General features: G+C 53.9%; 20 protein-coding genes. 5 read left to right on the forward strand and 15 right to left on the reverse strand.

Translation table 11 applies throughout. The annotated features are described in order from the left end of the window. The first annotated feature begins 189 nt into the window (after positions 1 to 189). The 3 genes from B4F27_RS14255 (at position 190) to B4F27_RS14265 (ending at position 2764) form a co-directional block, all read left to right on the forward strand. Complete coding sequence (locus tag B4F27_RS14255; protein WP_286759945.1) at positions 190 to 693, forward strand: Panacea domain-containing protein; 504 nt, start codon at positions 190 to 192, stop codon at positions 691 to 693. Continuing rightward, positions 693 to 1070: a hypothetical protein gene (locus B4F27_RS14260; RefSeq protein WP_286759946.1), complete on the forward strand. Its 378-nt coding sequence runs from the start codon at positions 693 to 695 to the stop codon at positions 1068 to 1070. The genes B4F27_RS14255 and B4F27_RS14260 overlap by 1 nt, the downstream gene beginning before the upstream one ends. A gap of 1262 nt (positions 1071 to 2332) precedes the next feature. After that, positions 2333 to 2764: a BLUF domain-containing protein gene (locus tag B4F27_RS14265; RefSeq protein ID WP_286759947.1), complete on the forward strand. Its 432-nt coding sequence runs from the start codon at positions 2333 to 2335 to the stop codon at positions 2762 to 2764. A gap of 447 nt (positions 2765 to 3211) precedes the next feature. Here the strand turns inward: B4F27_RS14265 and B4F27_RS14270 are convergent, their stop codons facing one another. From B4F27_RS14270 to B4F27_RS14285, 4 genes are all read right to left on the reverse strand, one after another. Further along, complete coding sequence (locus tag B4F27_RS14270; protein WP_286759948.1) at positions 3212 to 3595, reverse strand: response regulator; 384 nt, start codon at positions 3593 to 3595, stop codon at positions 3212 to 3214. A gap of 800 nt (positions 3596 to 4395) precedes the next feature. Beyond that, positions 4396 to 4947: a hypothetical protein gene (locus B4F27_RS14275; RefSeq protein ID WP_286759949.1), complete on the reverse strand. Its 552-nt coding sequence runs from the start codon at positions 4945 to 4947 to the stop codon at positions 4396 to 4398. Then, positions 4944 to 5162: a hypothetical protein gene (locus tag B4F27_RS14280; RefSeq protein WP_286759950.1), complete on the reverse strand. Its 219-nt coding sequence runs from the start codon at positions 5160 to 5162 to the stop codon at positions 4944 to 4946. Before B4F27_RS14280 ends, B4F27_RS14275 begins: the two co-directional genes overlap by 4 nt. A gap of 142 nt (positions 5163 to 5304) precedes the next feature. After that, the gene (locus tag B4F27_RS14285) at positions 5305 to 5670 is read right to left on the reverse strand and encodes a hypothetical protein (protein WP_286759951.1); all 366 of its coding nucleotides are present in this window, start codon (positions 5668 to 5670) and stop codon (positions 5305 to 5307) included. A gap of 86 nt (positions 5671 to 5756) precedes the next feature. Here B4F27_RS14285 and B4F27_RS17660 point away from each other — a divergent pair, with 86 nt between their 5' ends. Continuing rightward, positions 5757 to 5993, forward strand: a complete 237-nt coding sequence (locus B4F27_RS17660) for a helix-turn-helix domain-containing protein (RefSeq protein WP_414717704.1) — start codon at positions 5757 to 5759, stop codon at positions 5991 to 5993. 195 nt (positions 5994 to 6188) lie between these two features. Here the strand turns inward: B4F27_RS17660 and B4F27_RS14290 are convergent, their stop codons facing one another. The 11 genes from B4F27_RS14290 to B4F27_RS14340 all read right to left on the reverse strand — a co-directional run bounded on the left by B4F27_RS14290 (position 6189) and on the right by B4F27_RS14340 (position 14999). Then, positions 6189 to 6779 carry an NAD(P)H-dependent oxidoreductase gene (locus B4F27_RS14290; RefSeq protein WP_286759952.1) on the reverse strand — a complete coding sequence of 197 codons (591 nt, stop codon included), beginning with the start codon at positions 6777 to 6779 and terminating at the stop codon, positions 6189 to 6191. Positions 6780 to 7538: 759 nt separating this feature from the next. Then, positions 7539 to 9197 carry a hypothetical protein gene (locus B4F27_RS14295; RefSeq protein ID WP_286759953.1) on the reverse strand — a complete coding sequence of 553 codons (1659 nt, stop codon included), beginning with the start codon at positions 9195 to 9197 and terminating at the stop codon, positions 7539 to 7541. Then, the gene (locus B4F27_RS14300; RefSeq protein ID WP_286759954.1) at positions 9194 to 9475 is read right to left on the reverse strand and encodes a hypothetical protein; all 282 of its coding nucleotides are present in this window, start codon (positions 9473 to 9475) and stop codon (positions 9194 to 9196) included. The genes B4F27_RS14295 and B4F27_RS14300 overlap by 4 nt, the downstream gene beginning before the upstream one ends. Further along, positions 9472 to 9918: a DUF5681 domain-containing protein gene (locus tag B4F27_RS14305; RefSeq protein ID WP_286759955.1), complete on the reverse strand. Its 447-nt coding sequence runs from the start codon at positions 9916 to 9918 to the stop codon at positions 9472 to 9474. Before B4F27_RS14305 ends, B4F27_RS14300 begins: the two co-directional genes overlap by 4 nt. Before the next feature lie 187 nt (positions 9919 to 10105). After that, positions 10106 to 11284 (reverse strand): AAA family ATPase, encoded by a 1179-nt coding sequence (locus B4F27_RS14310; protein ID WP_286759956.1) that lies wholly within the window; start codon positions 11282 to 11284, stop codon positions 10106 to 10108. Continuing rightward, on the reverse strand, positions 11284 to 11724 hold the full coding sequence (locus tag B4F27_RS14315) for a hypothetical protein (protein WP_286759957.1): 441 nt from the start codon (positions 11722 to 11724) through the stop codon (positions 11284 to 11286). Before B4F27_RS14315 ends, B4F27_RS14310 begins: the two co-directional genes overlap by 1 nt. Positions 11725 to 11824: 100 nt before the next feature. After that, a complete protein-coding gene (locus tag B4F27_RS14320) occupies positions 11825 to 12163 on the reverse strand; it encodes a hypothetical protein (protein WP_286759958.1) in 339 nt (112 codons plus the stop codon). A gap of 107 nt (positions 12164 to 12270) precedes the next feature. Further along, positions 12271 to 12450, reverse strand: coding sequence for a helix-turn-helix transcriptional regulator (locus B4F27_RS14325; RefSeq protein ID WP_260011024.1), 180 nt, complete (start codon positions 12448 to 12450; stop codon positions 12271 to 12273). 494 nt (positions 12451 to 12944) lie between these two features. Beyond that, positions 12945 to 13148 carry a helix-turn-helix transcriptional regulator gene (locus B4F27_RS14330; RefSeq protein ID WP_286759959.1) on the reverse strand — a complete coding sequence of 68 codons (204 nt, stop codon included), beginning with the start codon at positions 13146 to 13148 and terminating at the stop codon, positions 12945 to 12947. A gap of 73 nt (positions 13149 to 13221) precedes the next feature. After that, a complete protein-coding gene (locus B4F27_RS14335) occupies positions 13222 to 14409 on the reverse strand; it encodes a tyrosine-type recombinase/integrase (RefSeq protein ID WP_286759960.1) in 1188 nt (395 codons plus the stop codon). Between the two features lie 242 nt (positions 14410 to 14651). Continuing rightward, the gene (locus B4F27_RS14340) at positions 14652 to 14999 is read right to left on the reverse strand and encodes a hypothetical protein (protein ID WP_051577584.1); all 348 of its coding nucleotides are present in this window, start codon (positions 14997 to 14999) and stop codon (positions 14652 to 14654) included. Positions 15000 to 15172: 173 nt separating this feature from the next. On the opposite strand from B4F27_RS14340, the gene B4F27_RS14345 reads away from it, so the two are divergent. Beyond that, positions 15173 to 16408, forward strand: a complete 1236-nt coding sequence (locus B4F27_RS14345; protein WP_286759961.1) for a GAF domain-containing sensor histidine kinase — start codon at positions 15173 to 15175, stop codon at positions 16406 to 16408. Positions 16409 to 16499: the final 91 nt, after the last annotated feature.

Here is a 16499-nt window from a genome sequence, read left to right on the forward strand (position 1 = left end):
AGAAACTTGTGAGGGTGAGTTTCGTAGGCAGCTGGATAGGGATGGGGGTTTGTGAAGGCGGGCCTCACACGCATAACTCTTTGCGAAATTTGTACTACGGGGGCTGTTTTCTAAGAAATTCTGTTATACCTACTGGTTATGAACGCAAGGGTCACATTTAAACCCAAGCCAGAAAAGCTTGTCGATTCAATGCTTTATCTGTCTTTGAAGGAGATAGCGCTTGACCAGTACAAGATGGTCAAGCTGTTGTATCTGGCTGACCGTGAGCATCTTCGTCGCTTTGGGCGTCCTATCACCTTTGATAAATATGTCGCTATGCCCTTTGGTCCCGTCGCATCCTCGGCGTTTGACTTGTTGAAAGGCAACAAAGTTCTAGGGATCGACCCATCAGACTTGCCGTTCGATATGCGCAAACACGATAAGATTGTAGTTATTGAACATCCCAAGCGCGAAATAGACAGGTCAATATTCTCCAAGAGCGATTTGATGGTTCTTGACCAAACTGTTGAGAAGTATGGGAACATGTCGTTTGATCAGCTTTACCAGCTGACGCATGACCACTTCGCTTATGATCGGGCATGGAAGTCTAGGAAAACAAAAGCTGACGAAATGAGATTTGAGGATTTCTTGGCTGAAGACGCTTCAAAAGAAAGCCGAGTTTCGGATTTGTCGTTCACGTCCAAAGCAATGTAATGCCTGCTAAAGTTGGCGATATTTTCAAGTTCGTGACTGAGAAGGCAATCGGCCATGAAACCCGCGATAAATATCATGTTGCGATAGCGCTCTCGAAGGGCGCGATGCTTTTCATAAGCTCTGACCCCTTTGAGGGTGCTATGAAAATAGACCGCAACGACTGGGCTAAAATGCCGAAGGAAGAAAGCTACATTAGCTGTAGTGGTTTGTTACGTTATACTAAGGACGACCTCGAAGGAGTCACGCCCGTCCCGGCAGGAAGGCTAAGTGATGATTGCCTAAGGCGGCTTGAGGGGCATGTGGCTTCCTCATACACACTCGAAATAAGAGAAATCGACATAATCCTTACTGCGCTTAAGGACTACGCTGGCGGCTAAGCCTCCCGCAGCCAGTACTTCTACCAGTTCGGATTTACAGGCGCGCCCGTCGCCTTCTTTTTCTATGCGTTGTCAGCAACAGGATTCTTAGAACACGCCACTACCAACTGCGGATCAGCCGATAACGACCTCAGATCAAACCACATGAACCGCGTTCTGTACGCCTTGAGCATTCATGGAAATCTGTGAAGAGTTCACACAGTTACGATTACAACGGAAATCACAGATTTACACGTCCCGCCCCCCGTATGGGTGCAACTAGCTGTGTTTATCTTTAATGATGCGTCTCGGACGACTTAAGTTGGAAGACGCGGATGTAGTAGTCCCGAGCCTCATCGGTAAACCCATACATCTCTATGTACTTGACTAAAGCGGCCTCTAACAGCTTGATGCGCTCAGATTCACCCATTCCGGTTGCCTCCCTTTGTTGCTCACGTTGAGTGTCAAAAGTTAATATGCAGTTAAAAATTAAATGTGAACCATGACGTGTGGTATCGGTTTCGCCTAGCTCGGACGGCAAAATTCAGAGGTAGTAGGCTACGAAAAAAGCGGCCAACCACAGAAGTCCGACAGCCGCTGCAAACGCGATGCGCTCGTACACCCATCGACGTGAATGCCGCTTTGTTTTGTCATCATCCTTAGCCATAAGACGCAAATGGCCCGCTTCAATGCAATGGCAAGGGGGCTATCTGAACGATTGGTTATTTAGCCTTTGTTAGCTTCGTACGAAGTAGCTGATTACCTCATAAACGGCATAACACCAGAGAACGACTAAAGTCGCGACGGCAAGCCAGTATGACCACCGCCAGCGGCGAAACTTGCGAATGAAATTAGGTTCATTCCCACTATTTTCAGAAACCATCAGACTCTTACGTACTTTCTACAATTTGGGTACGGTTCGGGCCGCTTGCACTGCCGCTTCTAGCAGATACGAGGAGGGGGGCTATAATCTATGTTAACTCGAAGAGCACTAAATCCCCGAAATTCAACTAAAATTAGCTCAGAAATGACTCCTCCCTGAACATGGCATGATCAATGGCGGATCATTCGAAAGCGACCTTACGTCAAGCGACTTGGACCATGCGCCCGGCATTGCAGGACTTATCCCTGATAAGATAACGCGTTTTCAGTAGGTTGAGAGCTTTCGAGCGGTTCTGTCCAACCTAGGCCTACACGTATGATATTATTGGGCTAATTGGAGGTCATAGCAATTTTTTGCAGCAACTAGGCACTATGAGCTAGGATGAGGGGTGAGATTTCAAATGGTTTACCAAATGGCTTATGTGAGTGTTACCGACACCCAACTAGGCGACGATGATTTATCTGACATTTTGAGCGCTTCCATACGGAACAATGAGCGCGATGAGATCACCGGCCTGCTCATGTATCACGACCAACTTTTTTTTCAGGTCCTGGAAGGTTCCGAGGACATGGTCAAGAAAAGCTACAAGCGAATAGCATACGACCAGCGGCACCACGGCCTTTCGAATGTTTGGGAAGGTGAAACAGACGCTCGGGCATTCCCATCTTGGGCCATGGGTTATGCAAAACCAGATGCGTTGGCGAAAGAAAGCAGAGAATGTCTCATTTCTCTTGCGGATCTCAAGAAGGCAGACACCTCACTTTTAGCAGGGCAATCGATGGCCGAAGCTCTTACGAGGTCAGTTCTAAGTGAGTTTCGCGGATTGCGCTGAGCTAGGACCTTTGATGGCTATGTCTTGGTCCGAAGGCTGATGTAGCACCCTGTCCAGCCATTTTCTGGCCATGACCGAGATGTTAGTACTTGATTGCTCGAGGAGCGGACGGAGTTGAATTACGACTGCGGTATCACCGTGGTCCAAATTCGACTTTAGCCAGTCATGCACAGTATCGGGATCTATATCGAGCTCCAGTCCCCAAAGATGCTGGCCTATCCTGACCGCATCCAATTTCTCCATCATAGCATCCAAGTCTTCTGACGCCCTTAAATGCTCGACTTCAAAACTCACAAGGAAAGCGGCCAACCCGATACTCCTGCCAATGAAACACGCGGTTACTTCTCAAGGCATTAAACCGCTTGCAGCGCATTTTTCCAAGGAAAATTCTGCCTAAGGGTAGGAGTACTTCAAAGGCTGGACGTAACGGATCATGTCGCAAACGCATCAGGAGGACATGCTAGCGTCTGAGAAAAGTGTCTTTACCTCACCTCCAAGCTCAAGCGGATCGAAGGGCTTTACAATTACGCCAAGCGCCCCTGCTTTGAGAACCGCTTGGTTTTGATCCACACCCGCCCGGGCAGTCACAAATATTGCTGGAATCATGGAGAAGCCCTCCAAATTTCTGATATTCTCTAAAGTCTCTACGCCGTTCATGTTCGGCATCATAACGTCCAACAGTAGGAGATCCGGCTTGAATGCTTCCACTGCGCTCATCGCTTCAATGCCGGAAGCGCAGCTCAGGACCTCGAATTCGCCTGAAATTTTTAATGAAAGTTCGACCAACTCTCGTATGTCGTCGTCATCTTCGACGTGGATCACCTTGATCATTAAACATCCTCGAAACCGGTTATTTGTTAAAACCCTTAGCGGTCTTCCAAGGCTGTAGATAGTGCGTTGCGGCAATTTTTCCAGACGACCTTTGCATATGCTTTGGGCAAGCATCCTCAATATAAAAACTCAAGCAGAATAACGACATAGGGCCAACATTCGAATTTGATGCATGGGAGTTTTTGCTATGGCTGAATCTCGGGCTAATGTTGCGAAGCTGCGATTGAAGACGCTACCACCAGCGGAGGATCTGCTGGAAAAGACCTCACATCGAACCACTTGAATCTGGACCCGTCCGAATTCTTCTGGTCACCCATCACTATCTGGGCTTGGTTCACGCTATTGCGGATAAGCCCAGCGCGAAAAGCCCTCAAGTCGATCAGTGACCACGATTCCAAGCATGATTGATCAGCGCTTGAATGGCCGTAAAACATCCAGTCCCCGTTGCCGTTCACGATTTTGGAAAGCTCGGTCTGTCTGCCAGACGCTACAGCTGAGCGGACGGTGAACTGGTGGGGATACCGGCGAGCATAGCCAGGACGACGCACACGGGCCGCTACGCGCATGTCACGAGCATCCAGCATCATGAGGTCGGTAGCTTCCATGTGGTCAAATGGGTCTGGGGAGGTTTCCAAGAGGTGCCCGCCGATTAGCTGCTTTATCTCAGGCAGGAACCTGTCAGACCAGTTTCTGTTGGTGGCATAGCAATTCATCTTTCACAGTCTCCAATGCGGCCCCCACCGCGATGCCCGCGCCTCGTGATTGAAGCGCGGGCGAATGTGTATGATTCAAGATTCAGGTTAGCTTTCGCGTGGCTTAGCAGCGACGTATTCGGCGCGCTTACGCAGATAGTCAGCAACCGTTTTTCGTGCCTGAGTGTATTGTTCGCATTGAATCCCACCGGCGCTATCGATTTCGGCCCACTCAAGCATTGCTGCGGCGTCGTCATGGGTGGATGGGTAGCTACTGGCAATCTCCGCACCAACGGCCTCTATCTCGCTTTCCAACGCAGCGAACTCGCCAGCGTCATCGTCGCCTTCAATTTCGGCGATCCGGCCTTTTAGGGCCTTCCAGTGGCCTAAGCGGCTGACAACTGTTTTATCCGCCTCGACGTAGAACTCACGAACTCCCGCTGCACGCTCAATCCTGTCCAGATCATCAAACAGGCTTTCAGCAATGCCGCCCATCACCCCGAACATTTCGGTGTAGCCCACCTTCTGCAAATCCACCGAAATAGAAGTATCGCTTGCCGCCATACCCACGCGGGCCAAAGAGTAGAGGCTATTGATCCCCGTCAACAGGCGGCGGTCTGGAGTGTCTGGTAAATCGGCGTCTAAGATTGAACGAGTCATGCGTTTGCTCCCTCTTTAAAATTTGTGCAGTCCAGCGCACCGGCCAGGACGTCAGCGGCTTTCACGGATTGACCGCAGAGAGTGTAAATCGCGTTATGCAGATGGCTGGATTCCGTTGTCTGATCGATCAAGATTTCTAGTCCTTGCAGCAACCCGTGCAGTACCGTCGCGGCATCCTGCATATCTTGGCGGGTTTTGAGTTGTTTCGTAGTCATGAGGTAGTCCTTTCATTTGTGTACAGATGGCTTTGTCGCCAACACCTGTCTTGCTTGCGCAGTGTGGTGTGGTGTCTGTTTTGTCAAACCACCTCATCCAGTGTGCTCGAAGAAAACGTCGGATAATTGGCGGCGCGAAAAGTTACGCTGCTTGCGAAACCCGTCGTTCACCAGAATCAGGCACAGTCTGACGTACCTGATCATTTTGTTGGGCTGCCCTTAAAGCCGCACGCAGCACGCCAATTCGAGCATAGTCCGCCTGTGCCCAGCGCTCTTTACCTTCAAGGGCTGCGATTGACTGTTGAATGCGAGACACTTGAGGGGAAGCTTGCTGCTGCTTTTCCTGCAGTGCCTCCATAGTGCGGCTGTGCTTTGCATTGGCCCAAGCAGCTTTCAGCGCCCGACGCATGATCACTCGAAAGCCGTATAGTGCCACGTTGGCCTTACGCACGATTGCCCAAGCTGCGGTCATAATGGCTTTGCGGTCGTAGTGTGCTGCGATTGTCATGGCGGTTGCCTTTCTTGGTTGATAGAAATACTATAAGGTTGACTTAAAATAAAGTCAATAGATTTTCTATCAAGTTAGGTGAGCGCATGACAGGTGAGCAAGTTCGAGCGGCAAGGGCATTGCTGAAGTGGTCAGCGAAAAAGCTCGCTGAAGTAAGCGGAGTAAGCTACCCAACCATTCAACGGTTAGAGAGCAGGGACGGCCCTCTGGCTGGATACGCCGATACTCATGACGCGATACGCAAAGCGTTCGAAAGTCATGGCATCCAATTCATGGTAAGTGGGGAGGTCGCTACAGGTCTCGGCGTAGCCATCGGCAGATAGGTTTAGGATACCGATTGCGATTTACGGCCAACTCTACCCGTTACTCCCTAAATAAGTATATCAAAACCGGAGGAATGTAACACAACATTGGAAGCTAATTTCCTCCAATGTTGCGATACTTTTCTCCGGTGTTCTTCTAACGAGATGCGAGAAATGTGTTACGCATCAATAACTGAGGGCAGGGTCGGTACCTGCTTATCCCATCAGTTTCTTCGTGAACTTCACGAGTCTTTCTGCTTGGAAGGCCACAGATTTCTTTCCGATGTCGCTCAGCTCACCAGGTGTGCAGGAGTACCCATAAGGGTTTCCACCGTCCTCGAACTTAATTGGATCGGCGTAGCCTGGTGGCACTATGATAGCCCCCCAGTGCATCGCTGTCGTGTAGACGGACTGGATCGTCATTTCCTGCCCACCCTGCGGATTCTGTGCGGATGTGGTCGCAGTGATAGCTTTGTTTGCGAGAGCGCCATTCTGCCATAGTGGCCCCAGAGTATCCACGAACGCGCGGAACTGGCTGGACGGCACCCCGAACCTGGTTGGCACAGAGACGAAATACCCGTCCGCCCACTCCATATCATCCGGCGTCGCTTCCGGTATGTCTTCCATCTTTTTGAGCTGATCCCGCCAAGCATCTTGCCCATTGACCACCTCGATTGGAGCCGTTTCTTTGCACCGACGCAATCTTACCTCGGCACCCGCAGCTTGGGCAGCGCGGGCGGCTTCAAGTGCGACACCGTGATTGGTGCCATAAGTCGAATAAAATAGAACTGTGATCTTAGGCGTCATGAGGGTTCCCTTTCGCAGTTATCTCTTTGAAAACTGAAAGGTGATCCGAATTGTTCCGCGCAATTAATGTTTTTGGTCTTGGTCAGACAGCTACTAGGGGCCAAAAAGTGTTCGTAAATCTTGTGTACCGTAGGGCAGTTCGAATACCATTAATACCGGAAATTCCTTGAACCTATTGTATGGTTAAGCACGCGCCAACACTGCAAAGCCTCAATTTTTACAAACGTGTCTACAACCCTGTATTTCCGCTGTATTAACAGCAGCCAGCATACCGCTATTTCCCGTTAGAAAACGGTCACCGGCAACGCTCGAACTCTGATCGGCACACCTTCTCTGCTTCGGTTAGCCCAGCTTGCAACTCAGCTATCATTGTATCCGGCCATTGCTCTGCCAGCGCACCGTAGACTGTCCAGGTGATGCAACTCACGTAATCATCGAAGCTATCGGACTTCGTGGCGAGCTTTTGCCCTACTTTATCACGAGCCACGGCCATCACAGTCTGCCGGATCATCTCGACGCGGTCGGGGCGCATTGGGCGCTGAAATGGTTCTTGGCCTTCATATCGCATTGCGGCTTGTCCTTGCTTTGGAGGTTGCGGCACCCCATGCTAGTGAAAGTAGATGAGGACCGTGTTCATGAAGTATTGGAACATCGAATTGATCGCCGGCATCGGCGGCTTATTGGCCGTCGTTGCCGGTCTGCTATGGCCTGCGGCTTGGCCCTATTTGGCTGGCTGCATCGGCGCATCATGGATCTACGCTATTGTGGCTGTGCGGCAGTCTGGGCGAGCAAAGAAGAAATCATTGCGCGTTTCTCGTCCTGACTAGTCTGCTTCTTCGGCATGGGGCCACCGTTCCGGATCATGCTGCCCAAATCGGAGACAGCGCGTTTTGTCGATAGTTCAGCTCCACCTTTTGCAGCCATCGCCGCAAGTGACGGTATCGCTAGGAGTGGATTTGCCGAACTCGCTGCGCCGGCAAGCATCCCCCCACCAGCCATTGCGGGAAGCGTTCCTGAGGTAGGTGAGAACCGCCCAAACATTCGCAGTGAATTCTGTGTTGGTGTACCGCGAACGATGCTTTCCATGGCTTTGATTTCTTCTGCGCTGTAGTTACGCTTCTTTCGGGGATCATCTAGGATTTGTCGAATGTTCTGGCGGATCGCGTTGATCTCATTGCCGCCCGTACCGCTTGTGGCGGCGCGGTTTTCAGCTTTGTACATCCGCTGATCAATATCCTCACTTTTCTTGATGCGCCGCGTCATGTCTCGACCCTCTCGCAACGATGCAACCGCAGCCGTAGGGTCTCCCCCAGTGACGTCCTGCGGACTGATATTATCGAGGTAGCGCGTGATTTCTTCTTTCATGCCCATTCCGATGCCGCTTTCAGTCGGATCTAGCGCGCCGGCAACATCTCGTCCGACGAGGCGACGAGACTTTTCAACTTCCGCAATGCGGGGTGTCATCATCTGTTTGATCTTATCTGCGGTGCGCGATGCCTTAGGAGCAAGGTAGGTATCCATCCCGTCGCGTGCAGAGCGGTCAGAAACGGCCGCCTGTAGTCGCTGGGTGGCGTCGGGTGTCAACTGCGCGGGAGATGCTTCAACTGCTTCGTAGGCGGCGCTCTGTCGCGCTTTGAGTTCATCTATCGTCGGAGCTTGGGGGCTGGGCCGCAAACTGCGCGCCACACCAACGGGGGTGAGCCCGCCAATCATTGACGCAATCGTGTCTGCCACGGGATTGCCCGGAGCCACCTCTTGCGACGTTTGCCCCGCGATGCCAGATCCCGCAGCGCTCGCGGCCTCTGTAGCCCCGAGCATAAGCGGCGATTTGGCCGCGCGCATTGCTACACCGCCGGGAATAGCCATTGCGCCGCCTTCCTGCCCAATCCGCCGGCCATAGCGTTGAGCCGTATTCTGGGGCGCTACGTCCGATATTGTTGGGGACAAGAGGTTCAGGAATGCTTCGCTGCCGCCAGCTGGGCTTTGAATTTGCGGGCCTTGTTCAATTTGCGCATCGGGGCTGGGGACGGGCATCCCGTTGGGCCCCGGTACCATCTCGGGCGCATACTTTGGCTTGGAGAACATGCCGTTTACAACCTTGGTGGCCATATCAACCGGAGCGCCAAGCATACCTGCAATGCCTTCATTGACGCCGCTCATGGTCTGTTCGAACAAGTTCGTTCGCGGCTGCTGATCCCGCGCCCGTCTGCGGCGCAATTCGGCACGAAGTCGGGCCTTCTGGGCTGCGTTCATATCAATTCTTCCTCCCTGCGCTGCTATCGCTTCGGCTTCGGCTTCGGCCACGCCGATAAAATCCATGTCAGTCATTCCGGCTTGGCTCCTTTTCGCCATGTCCTGACGAGCCATAAGCTGGCGTCGTCGCAATTGAGTTCGTCGTTCTGATAGTTGCTCGTTCATTTTCTGCCTTTCTGGGAGTTGGGTAGATTATGATTGAAGGCGGGATCGGCTTCGGAAACGAAGCATTCTTCTACCCTCGCTTTGAAGGCATCGGCGCTCTCACCTAGGAGACGCGAAACGTCATCTCGCACCTTGCCCCTCAGGAGGATCGCCACCTGCGGATCGGGCAAAACTTCCGGGTCTTTGGACATGGCGCAGAGGTAGATGCAGTTCGGCTGCACCGCTGCGCTCAAGCCACTTTCATTTTCGATTTTCTTTAGTCGGGTCAGTAGCGTCATTTGCTTGCCTCCAATGCCGTGATGCGGCGTTCAATCTCTGTGGTCTCCAAGGTGCGGCGGAATTGCTCGACCACAGCCATGACAGACGCGGCCTCAAGGGGCGTGACCTCGCCCCCAGCAACGGCCCTGAGAATAGCCCGTGCGGCGTTAGCGGCATCCTCTGCCGTCTCAATTTCGGGCAGGTCGAATGAAACTGGCCCATCCTTACGCGCAGGCGCTATCCGGTCGAGGCAGAGCCGTAGCGCTGTCACGTCGCCCTCTAAGGCCTTATCTATCGCCGCTTTGGTCAATGCCTCCTGCTGTCCCTCTAGCATCGCCTCGATGGCCATTGTGGCCCTGTGGCGCGATCCTTTGGGCTTGCCGGGATTGCCGGGGGCAAAAGTGCCATCTGCATTTCTGGCTTCCGTTTTTGAGCCGCTGTTACGGTCTTTCTGTTTCGTCATCGTGCGACCCTTTTCTGTGAACCTGTCAGGTGCTGTTTCTGTCCGTTTTGCTCCACCACCTCAGACGAACCACTAGCCGCACCACCACCACCCTCCCCCCCTTTAGGGGGAGGGGTGGTGGAGCAGTGGTTTAGAGGGGTGTTTGCTCCACCTTGCTCCACTACGTTTTCAGGGGTGGTGGAGCAGATCACTCGGTTGCCCATTCGCCTACCTCCAAGCAGGGGCGAGGACGTCTGTTTCCATCAATAACCGACAGCTTGATAAGCGCCCCGGATTGCAGCCAAGCCTCAATCATCTTCTTGATACGGCGCTTGTCCTTTGTGGCATTAAGACCCAGAACTTCCGCAACGATCACGCCGGCCCAATCTTTGCCTGCCTGATCCGAGTAGCGGGGGTGCTTTCCCTCGATGGCATGTTGCACGGCCAACAGGTCATTGCTGGTGAACCCGTCGAAGGTATCCGGCCATTCCCAAGCCTCCGCAACGCCGACGCTCTCACCGTTGGCCAGTTCAACCGAGACCATGCGCCGCCATGTGCGCTTTCCTACAGGAGCGAGGTTCGACTTATCACGGGTCACGGTGAAATATGTGGTAAGGTCGTCAGGCAAAATGCCTGCCTGCTCTCTCTCGTCCGCTGTCATACGGTTGAGAACTCGGCCAGAACGCGCAGCAGCTAAGAGTGCCGAACCGCCCCTGCTGTCCTCAGTGGTAGCCTCTATACCGTTGGTCTTGCGGGTATGGTGAACCAGTTCAATGGCGCAGTTGCACCGATCCGCAAGCCGCGCCCATTCCTTGGCAATGAGGTCGATGGCGACGTTGTCATTCTCGCCCGCCTGATGGGATGAGACGAAAGGGTCAATAATCATTACGTCAATCTGGCGTTCAGCAATCTCCCGCGCCAGTTCGTCAATCTCAGGCTTCACGATCACAACGCCGTCACGGGTCTGCACAGCGGTGCAAAGTTCACGTTCTCGCCCAGTATCAACGAACAGACGACCCTCCACTTCGCCCGGTTGGACGTTGTGATGCTGCATGGCCGCTGTGATGCGCAGGTTCATCTCGTCGCGAGGATCTTCGAGGTTGTAGAGCCACACGTTTAATCCCGTGGCGGTCCACTCACCAAGTAGGTCGCGCTCAGAAACCATTGCCAGCCCTTCCACAATGGTCAGAGATGACTTTCCCACACCACCGGGGGCAACAGTCACTGCAACCTGTTTGCGTAAAAGGTTCTTCCCATAGACCCACGGGCGGCGCGGCAGACAGTTCGGGTCCTGCCATTTAAAAGCAGTTGGCAAGCGGTGGGTGCCGGTCGGATGCTCCGCTCGGTGCTGATCCAAATGCACTGCCATACTGGAGAAATCGCGCATCAAGCCGCTTGCCTCCCCTGTACGAAGTCGAGGAAGGCAGATTGGCGCTCGAATGTCATCGCCTTGAAGCTGGCGAGGCAATACGCCTCCCGCTCGTCCGCGTCCGCCATATCAGCCCAGAATGCGGCTTCGTCCATCTGGTTGAACAGGGGTGCGATGGGTTGACCTGCTGCCGTGGGTATCGGACCTCCAAGCACAGCCTCAGCGACAAGCTGTGACTGCTGTGGCGGCAATGCCTTCAACGCGACGTAAGCCAAAGCTGAGCGCTCAGTCGTGCTGAGTCGGGCGCGCAGGATGGTGGCGAGTCCTAGCCACGCGTCGAGATCATCCAGCAGCAAGCAGTATCCCAGAGACCGGGATACGCTATCGATACGGTGGGCGGTGCGGTTGACCGAGGCACTATGGCCCCGGTCGTTCGCGGGCATCTGCAACCCGTTCATTACACGCCCTCCCCGTAGTGCAAGCCAGCCACGAGGCGAGCTTGGGCTGCGGTCAAGCCATAGAGGCGCTGTAGGCGGGCAACTTGGATTTTAAGGGCCATCAGCATACACCCTCCTTGCTGACTGAACCCAAAAATTGGACCTTGCCTTGAAGGGTGTAGTACTTGCGACCGTTCGACAGTGTTTTCGTCTCTGCGTGGAGGCAATTGTCCTCTTTCAGCCGAAAGACGATATCGCCAATGCGCACGGTCGAGGCGCAATACAATTCGCCAGCAATTAGCGCGTCCACAACCTGGCGCTTTCGCTTATCCAGCACGACCTCAGCGGCTCTCCCGTCGGTATCAGTCACCCTATATCGGGCGCGCCCACGGGCTTCGGGCAGATCAGCTGCCGAGAGAATCCAGCGTGGTTTTGGCTCGGAGTTAAATTGGTTGGTCATTGCCGTTTTCCTTTCTTGTTGAAAGGACGGGCCAAACGCGCTATCTCTTGTTCACCGCTGAAAAGAAATTTCGCCCCGGCTCGTCCTCGTACGGCTGGGGTCTTCTCTTAGGCGGCTTGCTGTTGTGCTGTGGCGATAGCGTCATCGACAGCGCTCTCGACCCAATAGAGACGACTACCGAGCTTAAGCGGCTTGGGAAGGCGCTCGTTTTCGACATCGCGATAGATGGTAGTGCGTCCGCGACCACCAAGCTTTTCTTGCAGCTGCGACATGGTGAGATATTTCATCGTGTGACCTCGCTCGTTAAGTTGCGAGATCATTGAAACACAGCGGTGCACCTCAGGTCGTTTGCGTAAAAACCTATTGGAATTTTTCGCAAAGAACGCTTGAAAGCCAGTCATCACTGATCTCAAGCTTAGTTTTCCCGCGAGATACGGATTGCTCTAGGGTATTACCGGAGTGCGCGGGGAATACGTGTCGCTCCACAATTCCCAACTCAGCAAGCTGTACCATGACGTCAATCCATTCACGGTTAGACAGCGCCTTCGCAAAATCCAAAATTTTTGCGAAACGCCAGATTGTAAAGGCCCGAAAGCAATCTATTCCACCGTAATTTCCCTTGCTCGGTCTACCCACGCTAGGCGGGGCAAGACGTCGCTTCGCTAGAATATTTTGCTCATGAGCATACCCGAGAAGGATTAGGAACTTAGCCCTATCGCACGTTCCTGCTCCTATCGTTACCGACCTGAACGCAGCGCGGGCAAGTTCCTCAAAATTATTCTCACTCAACTGCATTATCGGCTCCTAATCCACCGCACCGCCCCTCGATCCAGCAATCCACGGCGCTCTGTCGCCAGCCAATGGCGCGAACGCCCAGCTTAGTGGCCTGCGGGAAATCATCCCGGCTCATCATGCGGTAAATCGTGGACCTGCTAAGACCAGTCACCTCCTGTACGTCCCGGCAGCGTAGAATTTTATCAGTCATCGTTATCTCTTTGTTAAATGAATGATGCCATTCGTAGCAGTAAATAGTTTCAACAAGATTTAAGGTACGGGAATCAGGCAATTTTAATCACCTCGCTGGCGTTTCTGCCTGTGACGTGATCCGCCCAGCGCGTCATTAAAGGACGGCGACGTTCTAATAGGTCTGTTCGACGGTAGGAGCGCTCGACCTTGTTGCCGACCACGTGAGCCAGTGACGTTTCGACAACAACTTCCGGCATGTCGGTCGTCTCCACGCACCACGTTTTGAAGCTGGACCGGAAACCATGAGGGCGGGCCAGCAACTCTCTCCGCTCCATGTGACGGCTCATCGTTGCGTCCGAGATTACACCCTTACGAACGCTTGGAAATAGGAAGCCTTCCCGCGATAGGGGCTTAGCCAACTCAATGACCTGTAAGGCTTCGTCAGAAAGAGGCACCCGGAAATCGGTAACCAGCCCGTGCTGTCCTTTCATGTTAGCCGCAGGGATAGTCCATACGTTCGCCTCAATTTGATCTAGGTGGCAAAAGCGTACTGGATACGAACGCACGGCAGTTAGGATCAGCAACCGCAGGGCAAGGTGTGTGGGCGTCTGCTCGGGCAGGCTCGCGTAGAAGGCTGGCACCTCAGGCCAAGGCATGTAGGGGATGTTCTTCGCTTTGTGGCGGGTCTTGCCTAACAGCGCGCTCGCTTTCATGGTTGCTTGCAAATCCACGTTGAGACCCATCGCCGCCGCATGTTTCAGAGTGATGTTCAGTCGGTTCATTGCTTTTTGAGCAGTGTCGGCTTTCTCATGCCAGATAGGGGCGAGAGCATTTTTAATATCCTGCTGGTCAATTTCCTCGACGGGAACCTTGCCAATTTTGGGCAGCACATGCAGTTCGAGTGGCGAGAACCAACGACCGGCTTTCCCATCAGCCTTAAGCTGTGACTTGCGGGCCTCGAACGCTTCAAGCGCGACAGCCTCTAGCGTGTGATCCTTTTTGGCGGCAAGCCGACGCTGCTTGTCGCGAACCTTGATCGGGTCTTTGCCGTCACGGACCACTGCGCGCCACTTCTCTGTTGTTTCTCGCGCCTCTTTCAGGCTGACAGTTTGAAGATTCCCAATTCCCATCTCACGCCGCCGCCCGTGGATGGTGACGCGTAGCACCCATTGAGCGCCCCCGTCCTCACGTTTGACGAGCCACAGCCCGCCCCCGTCCGAATACTTGCCCGGAGGGGCTGTTCTGACCTTGACCGACGAAAGCTTATGAAGTGCTGGCAATTTCTATCCCCCTCGCAATCCACCCCTATATCTAGCATGACATGGGGTCGAATGAAACAGGATGATACAATCAAGGTTAATAAAAACAGAAGGTTGGCAAAAAAATGGTACAGGATGACGCTAGATGATACGTCAGTTCAATGCCCACCGCCCGCACCACATATTGATGCTTTATCAGCTACGCAGTGTAATCAGGTTGGTTTCCGTCCCTTTCACGGCGGGGCGATGGTCTCATGAATGCACTAGTTGATAATCAAGCTTTGCTGACTGTTGCCGACAACAGGACGTCTCAGTTGGGGGTCACCGGCGTTTAAGCAGCGAAATGTGAAGTCGTGATGCCCAATAGCATCACCCGCCCAGTCATCTTTGACGGAGGAGTGGCTTTGCATAGCAACCATTTGTTGACCTCGGCTTGTACAAAATGCGCTAGCCTCCGAAACAGCAGTTCTTTTCGCTGCAATCACTCCACCAAGTTCACTGCTGGTCGCAATGCTGTAGGTGTCCGGCCCCATAGGCAGTACGCCAGTCGATTGCTCGCAAGCCCCGAGCGCGATCATAGCACAAATCATGCCGCCAATTTTGATTCTCATTCTATTTCCTTTAGTAGTTATCCCTTCACGGTAGTGTGTCTACGATTAAGTTCCAGGGGAAAGTCGCGGCTTGTGACGTGCCCGAAAAGCCTAGCGCGGCCGGTTATCATGGCATTGTCGTTGCTCTTGGCTGTGCATATGGTAGCGGATGCGAAACAAATGGGGGATATCGGGTGGACGACGAAACAAATATGCGCGCGATCATTCAGGATCATGAGGCCTATCTGGCCGGTGCGCATGATTTCCAGTCAGATATCGAAATGCTCGCGGCAAGCGAAACTGTGGGGACGTTGCTGGAAACGGTAATGCTGGCGACGGATATGCGCTTTGCTGCTGTGGCGCGGGTGACGACCGATCGCTGGGTTGCCTGTCGCACGGTGGACGAGGTGAACTTTGGCTTGTCCGAAGGCGACGAGATCGGGATCGACCAGACCTTCTGCCAGTCGGTGCGCGAGACCTCCGAGAAGGTGATGTTCAACGATGTCGCCACGGATGACGTCTATCGCAACCATCCGATTGCCGCGCAATTCGGCATCGTCAGCTATGCCTCCATCCCGATCTTCCGGAGCAACGGGTCGTTCTTTGGCACCCTCTGCGCCATCGATACCGAACCGCGCGACGTCAAACATCCCCGCGTTGTGGCCATGCTCGAGATGTTTGCCGATATCATCGGGCGCAGTCTGGAGACCGAAGAGCGGCTTGAGGCGCAGGAGCGATTGGTAGAGCACGAACGCCAGATGGCCGCCGTGCAAGAGGAGTTCGTCGCCGTCTTGGGCCATGACCTCCGCAATTCGGTCGCGGCGCTGAACGCAGGTGTGCGCCAGCTCGACAAGGAGCCGCTGTCAGACAAGGCGCGGAAAATTCTGCCGCTGATGGGGAGTTCTATCCACCGGATGAGCGAGCTTATCGACAATATCATGCTGCACGCAAAATCGCGGTTGGGCGGCGGTATCCGCATCTCGGCCACGCCGGACGCGGGGCTGGAGGATGCGTTGAACCACGTGGTCGAAGAGGTGCGCGCCTCAGCACCCGATCACAAGATCACCGTCGATCTGGACTTTGACCGCCCCGTCAGCTGCGATGCCGCGCGCGTGGCGCAGGCGGTGTCGAATCTGTTATCGAACGCCGTGCGCTATGCCGATAACGGCAGCGAGGTCACGGTGCGCGGGCGCGTCAGCGAGGCGGAGGCCGTGATTTCCGTTGCCAACCGCGGCACGCCGATCCCCGAAAGCCTGAAGCAGAAACTGTTCCAACCCTACCAACGTGGCGACCAGACCAAGGGCGAGGGGCTGGGGCTTGGCTTGCATATCGCATCCTCCATCGCGGTGGCGCATAGCGGTCAGATCGATGTGACCTGCGATGACGGTCTTACCACATTTGAGTTCCGTTTGCCGTTGCTGGCGGCCTGAACGCCGTTCAGGGTTCTCTGGTGGGACTAAATCAAAGGCCAGCGCGGTGCGCTGGCCTTTGATCGTTTTCGGTGTGGTCAGACGGCGGAGC

It is taken from the genome of Sulfitobacter sp. UBA1132, assembly GCF_002311545.1.
Lineage (GTDB): Bacteria > Pseudomonadota > Alphaproteobacteria > Rhodobacterales > Rhodobacteraceae > Sulfitobacter > Sulfitobacter pontiacus.